The 13418-nt window shown below is 67.2% G+C and carries 16 protein-coding genes; 4 read left to right on the forward strand and 12 right to left on the reverse strand.

What is annotated here, in order from left to right:
- Nucleotides 1-184: 184 nt before the first annotated feature.
- Both CR919_RS06915 and CR919_RS06920 read left to right on the forward strand, forming a co-directional pair.
- The gene (locus CR919_RS06915) at nucleotides 185-1258 is read left to right on the forward strand and encodes an SRPBCC family protein (protein WP_099819371.1); all 1074 of its coding nucleotides are present in this window, start codon (nucleotides 185-187) and stop codon (nucleotides 1256-1258) included.
- 104 nt (nucleotides 1259-1362) lie between these two features.
- Nucleotides 1363-1734: a DUF423 domain-containing protein gene (locus CR919_RS06920; protein WP_099819372.1), complete on the forward strand. Its 372-nt coding sequence runs from the start codon at nucleotides 1363-1365 to the stop codon at nucleotides 1732-1734.
- A gap of 258 nt (nucleotides 1735-1992) precedes the next feature.
- Here the strand turns inward: CR919_RS06920 and CR919_RS06925 are convergent, their stop codons facing one another.
- Genes CR919_RS06925 through CR919_RS06945 form a run of 6 tightly spaced genes read right to left on the reverse strand, consistent with a single transcriptional unit; the run spans nucleotide 1993 to nucleotide 5976 of the window.
- Nucleotides 1993-2802: a M15 family metallopeptidase gene (locus CR919_RS06925; RefSeq protein ID WP_207761015.1), complete on the reverse strand. Its 810-nt coding sequence runs from the start codon at nucleotides 2800-2802 to the stop codon at nucleotides 1993-1995.
- Nucleotides 2803-2811: 9 nt separating this feature from the next.
- Nucleotides 2812-3405, reverse strand: a complete 594-nt coding sequence (locus tag CR919_RS21270) for a PH domain-containing protein (protein ID WP_180163931.1) — start codon at nucleotides 3403-3405, stop codon at nucleotides 2812-2814.
- Nucleotides 3402-4691: an alpha/beta fold hydrolase gene (locus CR919_RS06930; RefSeq protein ID WP_099819373.1), complete on the reverse strand. Its 1290-nt coding sequence runs from the start codon at nucleotides 4689-4691 to the stop codon at nucleotides 3402-3404. Before CR919_RS06930 ends, CR919_RS21270 begins: the two co-directional genes overlap by 4 nt.
- A 2-nt stretch (nucleotides 4692-4693) precedes the next feature.
- Nucleotides 4694-4873 (reverse strand): DUF4177 domain-containing protein, encoded by a 180-nt coding sequence (locus CR919_RS06935; RefSeq protein ID WP_099819374.1) that lies wholly within the window; start codon nucleotides 4871-4873, stop codon nucleotides 4694-4696.
- Nucleotides 4870-5049, reverse strand: coding sequence for a hypothetical protein (locus CR919_RS06940; protein ID WP_005412615.1), 180 nt, complete (start codon nucleotides 5047-5049; stop codon nucleotides 4870-4872). The genes CR919_RS06935 and CR919_RS06940 overlap by 4 nt, the downstream gene beginning before the upstream one ends.
- A 45-nt stretch (nucleotides 5050-5094) precedes the next feature.
- The gene (locus tag CR919_RS06945) at nucleotides 5095-5976 is read right to left on the reverse strand and encodes an SPFH domain-containing protein (RefSeq protein WP_099819375.1); all 882 of its coding nucleotides are present in this window, start codon (nucleotides 5974-5976) and stop codon (nucleotides 5095-5097) included.
- A gap of 145 nt (nucleotides 5977-6121) precedes the next feature.
- Here CR919_RS06945 and purT point away from each other — a divergent pair, with 145 nt between their 5' ends.
- Nucleotides 6122-7309 (forward strand): formate-dependent phosphoribosylglycinamide formyltransferase, encoded by a 1188-nt coding sequence (purT, locus tag CR919_RS06950; protein WP_099819376.1) that lies wholly within the window; start codon nucleotides 6122-6124, stop codon nucleotides 7307-7309.
- 129 nt (nucleotides 7310-7438) lie between these two features.
- Here the strand turns inward: purT and CR919_RS06955 are convergent, their stop codons facing one another.
- Together CR919_RS06955 and CR919_RS06960 are read right to left on the reverse strand one after the other, a co-directional pair.
- On the reverse strand, nucleotides 7439-8647 hold the full coding sequence (locus CR919_RS06955) for an endonuclease/exonuclease/phosphatase family protein (RefSeq protein ID WP_099819401.1): 1209 nt from the start codon (nucleotides 8645-8647) through the stop codon (nucleotides 7439-7441).
- A gap of 37 nt (nucleotides 8648-8684) precedes the next feature.
- The gene (locus CR919_RS06960; RefSeq protein WP_049467687.1) at nucleotides 8685-9440 is read right to left on the reverse strand and encodes an arginyltransferase; all 756 of its coding nucleotides are present in this window, start codon (nucleotides 9438-9440) and stop codon (nucleotides 8685-8687) included.
- Between the two features lie 156 nt (nucleotides 9441-9596).
- Here CR919_RS06960 and CR919_RS06965 point away from each other — a divergent pair, with 156 nt between their 5' ends.
- On the forward strand, nucleotides 9597-10160 hold the full coding sequence (locus tag CR919_RS06965) for an EF-hand domain-containing protein (RefSeq protein ID WP_099819377.1): 564 nt from the start codon (nucleotides 9597-9599) through the stop codon (nucleotides 10158-10160).
- A 51-nt stretch (nucleotides 10161-10211) separates the two neighbouring features.
- On the opposite strand, the gene CR919_RS06970 is transcribed toward CR919_RS06965, so the two are convergent.
- The 4 genes from CR919_RS06970 to CR919_RS06985 form a co-directional block, all read right to left on the reverse strand.
- Nucleotides 10212-11429, reverse strand: a complete 1218-nt coding sequence (locus tag CR919_RS06970; protein WP_099819378.1) for an RNA polymerase sigma factor — start codon at nucleotides 11427-11429, stop codon at nucleotides 10212-10214.
- Nucleotides 11430-11616: 187 nt separating this feature from the next.
- Entirely contained in the window at nucleotides 11617-12132 is a 516-nt protein-coding gene (locus CR919_RS06975) for a pathogenicity-like protein (RefSeq protein ID WP_099819379.1), read from the reverse strand.
- 4 nt (nucleotides 12133-12136) lie between these two features.
- Nucleotides 12137-13093, reverse strand: coding sequence for an acyl-CoA thioesterase II (tesB, locus tag CR919_RS06980; protein ID WP_099819380.1), 957 nt, complete (start codon nucleotides 13091-13093; stop codon nucleotides 12137-12139).
- Nucleotides 13094-13275: 182 nt separating this feature from the next.
- On the reverse strand, nucleotides 13276-13418 hold a 143-nt coding region (locus CR919_RS06985; protein WP_157804858.1), incomplete at its 5' end, for an IS3 family transposase.

Genomic DNA, 13418 nt, shown 5'->3' on the forward strand with positions numbered 1-13418 from the left:
CTGTTTGCCCCCTACTTGCCGGGTACGCGGATGCGTTACCCTTCGAATTCTTTGTGCATACAAATGCGCCGCCGGCACGGAAACCGGTGCGCCAATCCCGATAACCAATGCCCGCGAAGCCTGCTAGGATTGGCGCTTCGCTTCAATCAACCCGGCCGTGGGATCGGCCCCGGAGACTCTCTGAATGACCCGTATTATCGAGTTCCTGATCGCCTTGGGGATCGTGGCTGGCCTGTTCGTCATCATTGGCGTCTGTCTGCCGGGCGAGCGTCACATCACCGAAAGCATCGAGACCAACCGCAAGATGACGATCGTGTACGACACGGTCAGCAGTCTGCGCCGCTTCAAGGACTGGAACCCGCTGGTACTGCGCGATCCCGCCGTTGAACTGAAGCTGTCCGGCCCGGCCTCCGGCGTCGGTGCCACTCTCGACTTCACCTCCAAGGACCTGGGCACCGGTTCCTGGAAGGTGACCGAAGCCGAAGAGAACAAGCGTGTTGTGATCGCCGTCGACGATGCCTCCAAGGGTCACGACAAGGTCACCACCTTCACCCTGGAGCCGACCGGCAAGGGCGGTCGCAACGTCAAGATCACCCAGGACTACTCGGTGAAGTACGGCTTCGACCTGTTCGGCCGCTACGCAGGCCTGTATGTCAGCCGCCAGATCGGCGATGACATCAAGATGGGTCTGTCGCGCATGGCGAACATGCTGGCCACCGTGCCGAATGTCGACTACCGCACTTCCGAAGCGCCGCTGACCGATCTGGGCATCGTCGATGTCCCGGCCGAGGACCTGCTGGTCGTCACCGCCGGCAACGTCGACCGCGGCCAGGACTCCATCACCAAGTCCATCAAGGACAACCAGGAGTGGATCAAGCGCGTGATCGAGGCCAATGGCCTGGAAGCCGCAGGTCCGCTGCGTATCATCACCACCGATTTCGGTGCTGAGAAGTACGCCTTCGACATCGCCCAGCCGGTGAAGAAGAAGGGTGCCGAAGGCGTGCCGGCCGAACAGCTGACCGTCAAGATCGACGGTGGCGCTCCGGTCAAGTACGTCCGCGTTGCTCCGCACCGTTCGGCGCATGCGGCCTACACCGGCCACATGGCAGGTCTGGACGTTGCCCGCAGCGCCCTGCGCGCCTGGGCCGTGACCTCGGGCAACGAAGTCATCGACCGTCCGTACGAAACCTGGAAGGACGGCGTGGACAAGTCGTTCACCCCGGAAGCGACGTACGACATCTACTGGGCCGTCAAGTAAGCCTCGGCTGACCCATGTAGTGTTGGACACGAAAACGCGCCGCTTCCTGCGGCGCGTTTTTTTTCATCCCGAGCCCGGTGTCGGGCATTGCGCAAGGAGCTGTCATGTTCAATTCCGAACGACGCGCGCGTAAACCGTCGTTGCTGGCCTGCCTGGGGGCGCTGCTGGCGGCCGCCTCGATCGGTCTGTCCGCCTATGCCGCGCATGGCGTGTCCGATCCGCTGGCGCAGCAGCACCTGAACATGGCGGCGTTGTACGCGTTTGCCCACGGTGCGGTACTGGTGGCTCTCGGCCCGCGCGCGCAGGGCGCGATCGCGCATCTGGCGTTGTATGTGTTGCTGCTGGGCGTGCTGCTGTTCTCCGGCAGCCTGCTGGGCGGTGCGCTGTGGCAGTGGCCGACGCGGCTGGCGCCGGTAGGCGGCACCACGCTGATGGCCGGATGGGTACTGCTGGCTATCAACGCGTTGAGACGCTGACCGCAGCGCCCACGCATCGGTAGCGCCGGCCCATGCCCGGCTTCAAGCGCAGCGACCCGCCTTTGTTTTTTTTGTTTGTTCAATTCCGTGGTGAACGCACGCGGAAAAATTCCGGGACGCGGGCGGGGTGAGCTTGCGGGGGTGTAAGCCGCATGGATGCGGCGCCCAAGCCTCCAGGGATGGATTTACGGCGGCCCCCGCAAGTTCATCCCGCCCGCGGCCATGCACGGACTGCTCCAGGCCTTCGCCACGAGGGGCTCAGCCGTTGGCCGGTTTCCAGCACCAGTGCCACGGCTCGTAGACGATCCCATGCGGGTTGTCGCGCGGATAGCTCAGATGGAACCTGTGCGTTCCCGCATTGGCCTGCAGCCACGCAAACGCGGCCGTCGCCTCGAAGGTCTCTTCTGCCGGCGCGTCCCCCGGTGTGCCGATATCCAGCGCGTGACCACTGTGGTGTTCGCTGAAACCGGGCGCGGCATTGACCTGCAGGATCTGCGGCACGCTCTGCCCGCGCGCCAGCTTGCGCTCGAAAATGCCGAGCTGATACGCATGGCTGCGGAAGCCGGAGATCGCGTCCAGTGCAATGCCGTCCCGCGCAGCGTGCAGGCGCATCCGCCGCCAGCCCTGCGCTGCGCCGCGGCGCAGCCACAGCGGGCGCGCGAAGCGGTCACGTCCTGCGAAGTGCAGCAGGCAGGGCTCGGCCTCCAGCGCCAGCCCACTGTCCTGCGCATAGCGCTGCGCATCCAGGCCCAACTGTTGCAGGCGCTGCTGCAGGCCGGCCAGTGGCAGCCACTGCTCGTCCAGTGCAGCGCCAAACGGCCGTGACCGCGCGCCGTCCAGCAACGCCAGCGCTTCCTCCACGCCCGGTTCGCGCGGCAGACGCGGCACCAGCGAGTGCACGCCGTGCGCCAGTACCGCCGCCAGGTAGCGGCCATCCTGCTTGCGCCGCAGTACCCATTGCGCGCGCGCCAGCAGCCGGGCGTCGAGATTGCTGCGCGCGCGCAGCAGTGCGGCCGGCCACAATTCAACGGCCTCGGTATTGATCAACAGCGGAGTGGTGCGGTGCATCGATCCAGCTTACTGCCGTGGCGCCGTGGCGGCCACCTTGCGCAGCGCCTCCAGCAGCGCCTGCGGGCGCTCCAGGCTGAGCAGCAGGGTGCTGCCGCCGCGCACCGGAATCACCAGTGTGCGTGCGCGGTCGGTGACCAGGGCAAAGCCCTTGCCGCCGCCCTGCAGGCGGAAGTGTCCGGAGTAGAAGCCGGGCATGCTGTAGCCGTTGGTCTTGAAGCGGATGCCATAGCGGCGATCACGGCCCAGGTCGACCACCTCCGCCTGATCCAGCAGCAGGTCGGCCACCGGCGTGCGGCGACGGTACAGCGTCGAACGCACGTCCAGTACGTTATCTGCCAGCTCCACCCGGCGGCGGAAAAACGCCCAGCCCAGGCCGACGCCCATCAGCACGATCACCGCCAGGCTCCATGCCGCGCTGCCACCCATCAGGAAAAACGGGGGCGACAGCGTGACCTCCATCCAGGGAGCGTCGGTGCGGCTGTCGTGCAGCTGCGACCAGATGCCGACGCCCAGTACCGCCAGCAGGGGCAGCAGCACCCACAGCACTCGCAGCGAGGAGCTCTCGGCGACGTCGAACGGACGTGCATCACTGCCGCTCATCGTTGCGACTCCACCCAATGCGCGACGTCATCGATCAGCTGCCCATCGACGTGGCCCGGCCGCGCATATTCCTTCAATGAACTGGAGCCGCTGCCGGCGATGCCAATGTGGTTGAGGGCAGGGTAGGCCTTCCATTGCACGTCCGTGCGATCAGCCAAGGCTGTTTTCCACAGTGCCCAATCCGTTTGCGGTACCTGGAAGTCGCGGCCGCCGTGCAGCATCAGCAGTGGTTTTTTCAGCGCCACCGCATCGCCACGTGCGTTCACTGCTTCGATGCTTTTCCAGAACGTCTGCGGCACGCCCAGTGGCAGTTCGCTGGCGGCTGCAGGCGTGTCGCTGCGGGCGGCGGCGATCTGCGCCGCCAGCTTGTCCAGGAACGCCTGCTCAGGCGCACTGATCGAGCCGTCCAGCGACAGCAGATAGCGGTTCTGCTCGGGCAGCAGTTCAAGCAACGTGCGTGCCGGTGCGGCCCACAGGATCGCACCGCGCGCCTGTGGCCAGCGGCTGGCGATGCGCGGGGCGAGCATGCCGCCCTGGCTGTGGCCGAGCACGAAGATCCGCTTGCCGTCGATGCGTGGGTCCGCCGCCAACGCGCTCAGTGCCGCAACGGCGTCGTCGGTGGTCTCGTCATCCACGTTGAAGCTGCCGCTCTGGAAATCCTGCGGGCGGGCATGGGTGCGCTTGTCGTAGCGCAGCACTGCGATGCCGTGCGCGGCCAGGCCGCGCGCGATGTCCAGGAACGGGCGGTTGCCACCGATGGTTTCGTCGCGATCCTGCGGGCCGGAGCCGTGCACCAGCACTACGGCCGGGAACGGCCCTTTGCCCTTGGGCAGGGCCAGTGTGCCGGGCAGCGCACCGCGCGCCTGCGGCACGCTGAAATCGGCTTCGCTGTAGTTCGCGTCGGCCGGCGGCGGCGGTGCCTTGGCGGCCGGGGCAGGGCGCAGCAGCAGACCTGCTACTTTGTCCTGCGCGTTCACCGCCACCTGCGCGATCACCGCACCACTGGCGAACTGCAGCGGTACTTCCACCAGGTGCAGGCCCTGCTGCTCGCTGCTGTGCGCCGGCCCGCGCTGCTTCAGTTCACCCAGTGATTGCCACAGGCCCTGCAGCTTGTCGGCAGGCACGGCCGCGGCCATCTGCGGGGTCAGCATGGCTTCGGCATCGGCGATCCGCCCGGCCTGCAGGTGATCGAGCAGGCGTGCTGCGACCTGCTGCGGTTCACCCGCGGCTGCACTGGCGGACAACAGGGCGAGGGCCACAGCAAGCAACGAACGGCGTGCGCTCATGGTCACAGCTCCTTCTTGAAGACCAGCAGGGCCGGGCGCATCGGCGCCGGGATGATGATGTTGACCAGTTCCCAGCCCAGCTGGCCCTGGCGGCTGAGTTCGGCCTGGATGTCGTCGGTTTTCTGCAGGCCCATCATGGTGGTCTTGACCTCGACGGTCAGGTAGCTCCAGCGCTTGCTCATTCCTTGTCCTCCGGCGATGGCTTGGGTTTCGGCAGGCGTCCTGCCTTGCGCAGTGCGTCGCGCAGCACGTATTCGATCTGCGCGTTGAGGCTGCGCAGTTCATCGTCCGCCCAGCGCTGTGCGGCCGCCAGGACCTCGGCGTTGATGCGCAGCGGGTAGGCTTTTTTCTCGCTCATGCAGACTCCTGGCGGGGCGGTGGGGCGCCCCGTTGCGAGGGTGGCTCAGTACAGCGAGCCGGTGTTGACGACCGGCTGCGTGCCGCGGTCCGAGCACAGCACGGTCAACAGGTTGCTGACCATGTGCGCCTTGCGCTCCTCGTCCAGCTGCACCACGCCGTTCTTCTGCAGTTCGGCCAGCGCCATCTCGACCATGCCGACCGCACCGGCAACGATGCGCGTGCGAGCGGCGATGACCGCATTGGCCTGCTGCCGCTGCAGCATTGCCTGGGCGATTTCAGCGGCGTAGGCGAGGTGGCTGATGCGCGCATCGATCACCTGCACGCCGGCATCGGCCAGGCGCTCGGCCAGTTCGTTCTTCAGGTGCTGGGAGATCTCGCTGGCGTGGCTGCGCAGTGCCAGCTGGCCGTCCTCGTGCTGGTCGTAGGGGTAGCTGGTGGCCATCGCGCGCAGCGCCGATTCGGACTGGATGTGCACGAAGCTCTCGTAGTCGTCCACGTTGTAGACCGCTTCGGAGGCGTCGACCACCTGCCAGACGATCACCGCGGCGATCTCGATCGGACTGCCGTCCAGCTCGTTGACCTTCAGCTTGCCGCTCTCGAAATTGCGCACGCGCTGGCTCACGCGGCGCTTGCTGAAGAAGGGATTGTTCCAGCGCAGGCCGTTGTCCTTGACGGTGCCTACGTACTTGCCGAACAGGCTGACCACCGCCGCCTGGTTGGGCTGCACGGTGTACAGGCCGGCCAGTGCGACCAGGGCCAGCGCGCCGATCAGCAGTCCGGCCAGGAGCAGCAGCACGTTGGGCGAGCCGGTGCTGGCCTTCGCCGCAACCCCGGCCACGAACAGGGCGCCACCGGCGAGGGCCACGACCAGGGACCCGGCGAGCGCGCCGAGGCCGTTGAGGGAGGACAGCGACTTCTCTTTCATGGCGGTACGTCCTTGAGGGTTCGAAATGAAGATATCAAAGTGATATCACATGCGGGTTACCGTTCGTCGGCTGGGCTTCCTCAAGGGCTGCGGCTGGACCGGATAGAATGCCCACCCGCCTTCACATTGCTGCTGGAACCCCGCCATGGCCAAGCTTGGAACCCCGCTGTCCCCCTCCGCCACCCGCGTGCTGCTGCTGGGCTCGGGCGAACTTGGCAAGGAGGTGGCCATCGAGCTGCAGCGGCTGGGCGTGGAAGTGATTGCCGCCGATCGTTACGCCGATGCCCCGGCCATGCAGGTGGCACACCGCTCGCACGTGATCGACATGCTGGATGCGATGGCCCTGCGCCAGTTGATCGCGCAGGAGCAGCCGCACCTGGTGGTGCCGGAGATCGAGGCGATCCATACCGAGACCCTGGTGCAGCTGGAACAGGAGCAGGGCCTGCGGGTGATTCCGACTGCGCGTGCGGCGCGCCTGACCATGGACCGTGAGGGCATCCGCCGCCTGGCCGCCGAGACGCTGGGCCTGCCGACCTCGCCGTACCGCTTTGTCGATACCGAGGCCGAGTACCGCGACGCCGTGGCTGCGATCGGCCTGCCGTGCGTGGTCAAGCCGGTGATGTCGTCCTCGGGCAAGGGCCAGAGCACGCTGCGCAGCGAGGCGGACATCGCCCCGGCCTGGGAGTACGCGCAGACCGGCGGCCGTGCCGGTGCCGGCCGCTGCATCGTCGAGGGTTTCATCGACTTCGATTACGAGATCACCCTGCTGACCGTGCGCCATGCCGGTGGCACCTCGTTCTGCGCGCCGATCGGGCACCTGCAGAAGGATGGCGACTATCGCGAAAGCTGGCAGCCGCAGCCGATGTCGGACAAGGCACTGGCGCGTGCCGAGGAGATCTCGCGCGCGATCACCGACGACCTCGGTGGCTGGGGCCTGTTCGGTGTCGAGCTGTTCGTTAAGGGCGACGAGGTCTGGTTCAGCGAAGTATCGCCGCGTCCGCATGACACAGGCCTGGTGACGCTGGTATCGCAGGAACTCAGCGAGTTCGCGCTGCATGCGCGGGCCATCCTCGGCCTGCCGATTCCGGTGATCCGCCAGAGTGGCGCGTCGGCCTCGTGCGCGCTGCTGGCACATGGCGAGGGCGTGCCGTACTTCAACAACGTGGCCGCCGCGCTGCAGGTGCCGGACACCGCCGTGCGCCTGTTCGGCAAGCCCAGCGTGCATGGCCATCGCCGCGTTGGTGTGACTCTGGCGCGCGCGGACACGATTGAAAAAGCGCGCGCCATCGCCCGCGATGCGGCCGAGGCCATCGGCGTCGAACTGCGCCCGTAAATCGGTAGCGCCGGGCCATGCCCGGCGGCCGCATTCCAGTGGGTACCGACCGTTGGTCGGTACAGATTTCCGGTGGGTACCGACCGTTGGTCGGTATCCCATCAACACCGGTATCCCATCAACACCGACTTACGGCTTCACGTCCACCCACACCAGGTGGTGGTCGCTGCCGTCGGCGATCTTCGCTTCGGCACTTTCATTGGCCGGCCAGAACACCCCGCTGCCGAGGTACTCGAAACCGATCGAGGGCAGCACGTAGTCCAGGCGCATGGTGCCGGACTTCGGGCCGAAGTCGCCGGTGGCATGGAACGGTGCGCCCTTGCGGGTGATGCCCTTGGCCGCATAGGCCAGGCTGGTCTGCTCGGCGCCGACGCTGCGCGGGGTGGGGTAGCGCAGCACGCGGGCGTTCTCGATCAGTTCGACGATCGCCTCGTGGCGGCCATCACCATCGACCGGATCGTTGTTGAGGTCGCCAAGAATGACAAAGCGTGCATCCTGGGCCAGGCCGCCGCACTGGCCCTTGTCGTCGCACAACCACGGCTTGTCACCCTTGGACAGGTATTCCTGCCACAGGCGCAGTTCGTCGTGGTTGCGCGCGGCGTTGCGCTTTTCCGGGCCGTCGAACACCGGCGGGGTCGGGTGCGAGACCAGCGCGTGCACCACGCCGGCCGGGGTCTTTACAGGCACATCCCAATGCGACTTCGACGACAGTCGCAGCTGCGACCAGACGGTGTCGTTGTAGAAGCTCTTGCCGGTACGCGGATCGATCGGGCGGATCGCGCCGGGCATCGCACTCCACTTCAGCAGCTGGAAGCTGCGCACCTTGGCTTCGTCGATCGGGTATCGCGACAGCACCAGCATGCCGTACTGCCCCGGGTGCAGGCCGTAGCCCCAAGCGTCGTTGCCGCGACCGCGGCCTTCGCCACCGACCACGCCGTTGTTGTCCAGGTCCAGGCCGCTGGGCACGCCGGTGTTCACCGGTGCCAGGTAGCGGTAGGCGAAGTGCAGCGGCTTGCCGCCACCGGGCTGGGCCACTTCCAGGTAGCGCTTCTGGAACAGGTCGGCGGCGCGATGGGCGTCGTCGAAGTCGAACTCGTTCAGCAGCACCAGGTCAGGGCGCGCCTGCTGCAGTACCGCGGCGATCTTGCGCGCGTGTTCGCTGTCGCCTTCCAGCTCCGCGATCAGGCCGCCGGCTTCGTCCGAATACAGCGAGGTGTTGTAGGTAGCCAGGCGCAGCGCTGCAGACGGTTTTTCGGTCATCGCGGGGGACGTGGCGAAAGCGGGAGCGGTGGCGCCACAGAGCAGGGCCAGGCCGAGGATCAGGGGTTTGGCGTTCATGGCCGTATTGTGCACCCGGCCCGGTGTCAGTGGTTTGTCAGCGTCCGTCCAGATCGTCATCGAAATCATGCCAGCGGCGGCCGTCGTAGGCCTCCAGCGGGCGGTAGCGTCGCTTGTAATCCATCTTCTGGTGCTCACGTATCCAGTAGCCCAGGTACAGGTGTGGCAGGCCCTCGCGGCGGGCCCACTCCAGTTGCTGCAGGATCGCGAAGGTACCCAGCCCGCGCGCGGCATGGGCGGGGTCGAAGAAGGTATAGACCGCCGACAGCCCGTGCTCGGTCACATCGGTCACCGCCACACCCAGCAGCTGGCTGGGCTGGCCGTCGTGGCCGGGCAGGCGCATTTCCATGAAGCGCGTGTGCGACCAGCTGCCGATCAGGAACTGCTCGAACTCGTGCGGGCCGTGGTCGTCCATGCCGCCCTTGGCATGACGATGCACCAGGTAGCGGTGGTACAGCTCGAACAGATCCTCACGCGGCATGGCTGCGGTGATGCGCACTTCCAGGTCGGCATTGCGGGCGGCGCAGCGGCGCTGGCTGCGGTCCGGCGCGAAGCGGGCCACCGGGATGCGCACGGCGACGCAGGCGTGGCAGTTCGCACAGTGCGGGCGATAGACCAGATCACCGCTGCGGCGGAAGCCCCAGCTCAGGGCCAGCGGATACAGCCCGCCAAGGCGACGGTCCTGCGGGTCCAGCACCAGATCGCGCGCGACCCGGTCTGGCCAGTACCCGCAGGGGTGCTCACCGGTCTGGAACAGTCGCAGTTCGTCGTCTCTGTCGCCGTGTCTCGCCATGGGCACAGCATAGCTCCAGCCTGTCGCAATGGCGGCGACTGTCCGCCGGATGAATGGAACCGGCGGCTACGTCAACCGAGGTCGTGGTCAGGCGTTGTTGTCCTCCGAGGGTGAGGTGTTCACCCCGACGCCAATCCCATTCCCAGGAGTGACCCCATGATCCGTACCCCCCTGCTGCTGGCCCTGCTGCTCGGCACCTCCGCGACCGGTATCGCCTTGGCCGCCGACGCCCCGACCGCTCCGGCACCGCGCCCGGCCAAGCTGGATGCCAATGGCGATGGCGTCATCGACCGCAGCGAAGCGGCGGCCAACCCGCGCCTGGCCGCGAAGTTCGATGAGCTGGACAAGAACAAGGACGGCAAGCTCTCGCGTGATGAGCTGCCGCGCTGGAAGCACGGCCGTCATGGTGGTCGCGGCGGCGAGCGCTGGGCCAAGCTGGACGCGAACAAGGATGGCCGCATCAGCCGTGAGGAAGCCAAGGCCGATCCGCGCCTGGCCGAGCGTTTCGACCAGCTCGATCTCAACAAGGACGGTTACCTGGACAAGGCCGACCGCGAGCTGCGCATGAAGCAGCATCGTGACGCCTGGTTCGCCGCCGCCGATACCAACAAGGATGGGCAGCTGAGCAAGGCCGAGTTCGACGCCGCCAAGGGCCCGATGCACGGTGGCCCGCGCCACGGCGGCCCGCGTGACGGCGCCGCGCCGAAGCCGCAGCGCTGATTTTCACTGCAGTGATCGACGACAACGCCGGCGTGATGCCGGCGTTGTCCGTTACAGGCGGCCGCTGCGCGTCATCGTGTAGGCCAGGGCACCGATGACCATCAGGTTCACCGCCATCATGCCGGTCAGGCCGTACATGGACTCGTACTTCCAGTTGATCCCGTGACGCCCACGCCGGGCTGCATCACGCGCGAGCAGCGGCGCCATGATGCGCCGCAGTGTCACCAGGCACTGGTAGTTGACCACGACCAGGCCCAGTGCCAGCACCAGCAGCTGCGCCCACATCGGCGCCTGCAGCAGCACGGTAAACAGGATGGCCAGGCACCAGCCCAGGCTCGTGCCCGTGCTGACATTGACGAAGCGGCGAACCTGCACCTGCTCGGCGCCGGTCTCGGCGTACGACAGCAGGAAACGGCCGCCGAGATAGCTGCCGAGCGCACCACCGACGACGCCGCCGATGATCGCGGCCCAGCTTGACGCAGGCAGCATCTGCAGCTGGCCCAGCGTAGCGGTCAACGTGCCCATCGCGGTACCGCCGGCGGCGCTGGCGCCACCGAGTCCGAGCTTGCTGCCGCCGATGCCGACGCCGGTTCCCAGCAGGATCGCTGCGCTGGCGGTGCCGGGCGCGGCGATCATCAGCATCGACACCACCGCCGTTGCGAACGCTGCACTGGGTGCACTGCTGCGTGCGAATTCGCCGAAGCGCTGCAGCAGGCCCTCGCGCACCTGCGCACGGGCGCGTGACAGGCGCTTGCGTACCGCCGCGTCACTGAGCCCGAGCAGGTCAGCGACCTGCTGCGAATGCTGGCCCTCGCGGTAATACAGCAGCAGTACTTCGCGGCTATCGGCGGGCAGGGCGGAGATGATGTCTTCGGCAGCGATTTCCTCTTCCAGCCGTTGCAGGCGATCGGCCGCGCCGGGGGCCGGATCCGCTGCCATGGTCAATGCCACTTCGGCAGCCTCGCCGCTCAGCGGTCGGCCACGTTGCGCGCGCAGCCAGTCACGGGCGAGGTTGCGGGTGATCTGCCGCAGCCAGGGCAGGAAGCTGCTCGCGCTGCGCAGCTGGTGCAGCTGCTGCCAGCCCTTCACGAACGCTTCCTGGGCGATGTCCTCGCTGGCCTGGCGGTCGCCGGTGATGGCCAGGGCAATGGCGGTGACCGTGTTCTGGCAGGCCAGCACGATGCGCCCATAGGCATGCTGGCAGCCGCCGCTGGCGGCCGGCAGTTCGCGGTGCAGTGTGTCGTCGATGCTTGCGGCGAAGGTCGTCATGGCGGCGGGCTCCTGCAGGGATTGTGTCCCATGACGGAGGCGCATGCGGAATGTGACCTGCCCTTTTCCGGTAGCGCCGGGCCGCGCCCGGCGCCTGTCTTGTCAGGCATTGTGGCCGCTGATGCAGGCCGCTGCGCTCGCCGGGCATGGCCCGGCGCTACCTGCGGTTGCCGGCCAGCGGCTGGCACTACTTCGCCGGCTGGATGCGGACCCGCACTTCCTCTTCTTCCGGCGGTGCCGGCGCGGCCGGTTGGGCTTGCTGCGGTTGCGGCTGGGCCTGCGGGGCGGGCACCGGGGCCGCGGGGGCAGGGGCGCCGCGATGGCGCAGGCCGATCACCAGCGCCACGCCGGCGATCACCACCAGCAGGGCGATGCGGATGCGCCAGGCCCAGCTGCGACCACCGGTGCTTTCCTGCACGTCATCGCGGAAGGCGAATTCGGCGGTCGGATGGTCACGGCGGGTGGTGTCGAGCAGGCGGGCGTCGCGCAGGATTTCGCGCGCACGCGGCTGGTCGTCGGCACGCACGACCCAGACCGCCGGGTAGGCACCGGCATTGCCCAGGTCGGTATAGCTGAACTGGCCGCGGCGGCGCGTCTTGTACGAACGCCCGTTGGTGACCTTCACCTGGATGTCGTGACTGCGCAGGAGCTCGGCCACGCCTTCCACGGTTTCCACGCGCTGGCTGCTGAAAATCTGACGCATCGGATCAATCCTTGGCCGGCACGGCGGCCGCTGCTGCCTGGTCCGGAACCACGCGGATCAAGCCTTCCTGGGCGGTGCTGGCAACCAGCACGCCATCACGGGTGAAGAACTGGCCGCGGGCCAGCCCGCGCGAGTCCTGCGCGCTGGGGCTGTCCAGCGAGTACAGCAGCCAGTCGTCGGCGCGGAATGGGCGGTGGAACCAGATTGCGTGGTCCAGCGAGGCCATCTGCACGTGCGGATGGTAGTAGCTGATGCCGTGCGGGAAGGTCGCCGTGCCCAGCAGGTGGAAGTCCGACGCGTAGGCCAGCAGCGCCTGGTGCAGCTCGGGAGCATCGCCAACACGCTCGCTCAGGCGCAGCCAGACCTGGTGGTAGGGCGGGCGCTTGGGCGGGTTCAGTTCATCGCGCGGATAGACATGGCGGAACTCGAACGGACCACCGCGCGACAACCAGCGCTGCACCTTGATCGGCAGGCGTTCAAGCACTTCCGCCGGCAGCGGGCGGTTCGGTTCGATGTCTTCCGGCTGCGGCACTTCGGGCATCTTGTGCTGGTGCTCGGCACCGGATTCGGCCTGCTGGAACGAGGCCGCGCAGAAGAAGATCACCTTGCCGTGCTGGATCGCGGTCACCCGGCGTACCGAGAAGCTGCCGCCGTCGCGGGTACGGTCGACGTCGTAGACGATCGGATGGTCGATGTTGCCGGCGCGCAGGAAATAGGCGTGCAGCGAGTGCACATGGCGACCGTTGTCGACCGTGGCCTGGGCGGCCGCCAGGGCCTGGCCCAGCACCTGCCCGCCGAACACGTACTTGGTGCCGATGTCGCGGCTCTGGCCGCGGAACAGGTTGTCCTCCAGCCGCTCCAGGGTGAGCAGGTCGATCAGCTCGGAGACGACGGGTTCGGGCGTGTCGTTCAAGGGGGCGGCCACAGCGATGAAAGAGGGCTCGATTATACCGGTGCGCATGGCCCCCTCCTTAGCGTTTTCCACATACCGCCAACCCTTCAGCCGAGCATGGCTCGGCTTTACGGAGGGCATGCGACCAACTGTCCGAGGCGGGGAGGCCGGGACAGGCGGGGCCGCAGGCGCCATGGATGGCGCCTACGAGCCCCCAAGGTGAAGTGACCCCCGAGAGTTGGACGGTGGGCTCAAACGGCCGCTTGGGCCTGTTCCCGGTACTGTACCGGGCTCAGGCCCTTCAATTTCAATCTGATGCGCTCTTGGTTGTAGTACTTGATGTACTCCACGAGCCCAGCCTCCAGACTCTCGATGCTGTCAAAGCTGTTCAGGT

Origin of the sequence: Stenotrophomonas sp. LMG 10879 (genome assembly GCF_002750935.1) — a bacterium.
In the GTDB taxonomy this organism is placed as follows: Bacteria; Pseudomonadota; Gammaproteobacteria; order Xanthomonadales; family Xanthomonadaceae; genus Stenotrophomonas; species Stenotrophomonas lactitubi_B.

What these genes read in the sequence shown, in the direction of transcription:
- CR919_RS06915 (WP_099819371.1), top strand. Translation starts at nt 185, where the DNA reads ATGACCCGTATTATCGAGTTCCTGATCGCCTTGGGGATCGTGGCTGGC.
- CR919_RS06920 (WP_099819372.1), top strand. Translation starts at nt 1,363, where the DNA reads ATGTTCAATTCCGAACGACGCGCGCGTAAACCGTCGTTGCTGGCCTGC.
- CR919_RS06925 (WP_207761015.1), bottom strand. Translation starts at nt 2,802, where the DNA reads ATGCACCGCACCACTCCGCTGTTGATCAATACCGAGGCCGTTGAATTG.
- CR919_RS21270 (WP_180163931.1), bottom strand. Translation starts at nt 3,405, where the DNA reads ATGAGCGGCAGTGATGCACGTCCGTTCGACGTCGCCGAGAGCTCCTCG.
- CR919_RS06930 (WP_099819373.1), bottom strand. Translation starts at nt 4,691, where the DNA reads ATGAGCGCACGCCGTTCGTTGCTTGCTGTGGCCCTCGCCCTGTTGTCC.
- CR919_RS06935 (WP_099819374.1), bottom strand. Translation starts at nt 4,873, where the DNA reads ATGAGCAAGCGCTGGAGCTACCTGACCGTCGAGGTCAAGACCACCATG.
- CR919_RS06940 (WP_005412615.1), bottom strand. Translation starts at nt 5,049, where the DNA reads ATGAGCGAGAAAAAAGCCTACCCGCTGCGCATCAACGCCGAGGTCCTG.
- CR919_RS06945 (WP_099819375.1), bottom strand. Translation starts at nt 5,976, where the DNA reads ATGAAAGAGAAGTCGCTGTCCTCCCTCAACGGCCTCGGCGCGCTCGCC.
- purT (WP_099819376.1), top strand. Translation starts at nt 6,122, where the DNA reads ATGGCCAAGCTTGGAACCCCGCTGTCCCCCTCCGCCACCCGCGTGCTG.
- CR919_RS06955 (WP_099819401.1), bottom strand. Translation starts at nt 8,647, where the DNA reads ATGAACGCCAAACCCCTGATCCTCGGCCTGGCCCTGCTCTGTGGCGCC.
- CR919_RS06960 (WP_049467687.1), bottom strand. Translation starts at nt 9,440, where the DNA reads ATGGCGAGACACGGCGACAGAGACGACGAACTGCGACTGTTCCAGACC.
- CR919_RS06965 (WP_099819377.1), top strand. Translation starts at nt 9,597, where the DNA reads ATGATCCGTACCCCCCTGCTGCTGGCCCTGCTGCTCGGCACCTCCGCG.
- CR919_RS06970 (WP_099819378.1), bottom strand. Translation starts at nt 11,429, where the DNA reads ATGACGACCTTCGCCGCAAGCATCGACGACACACTGCACCGCGAACTG.
- CR919_RS06975 (WP_099819379.1), bottom strand. Translation starts at nt 12,132, where the DNA reads ATGCGTCAGATTTTCAGCAGCCAGCGCGTGGAAACCGTGGAAGGCGTG.
- tesB (WP_099819380.1), bottom strand. Translation starts at nt 13,093, where the DNA reads ATGCGCACCGGTATAATCGAGCCCTCTTTCATCGCTGTGGCCGCCCCC.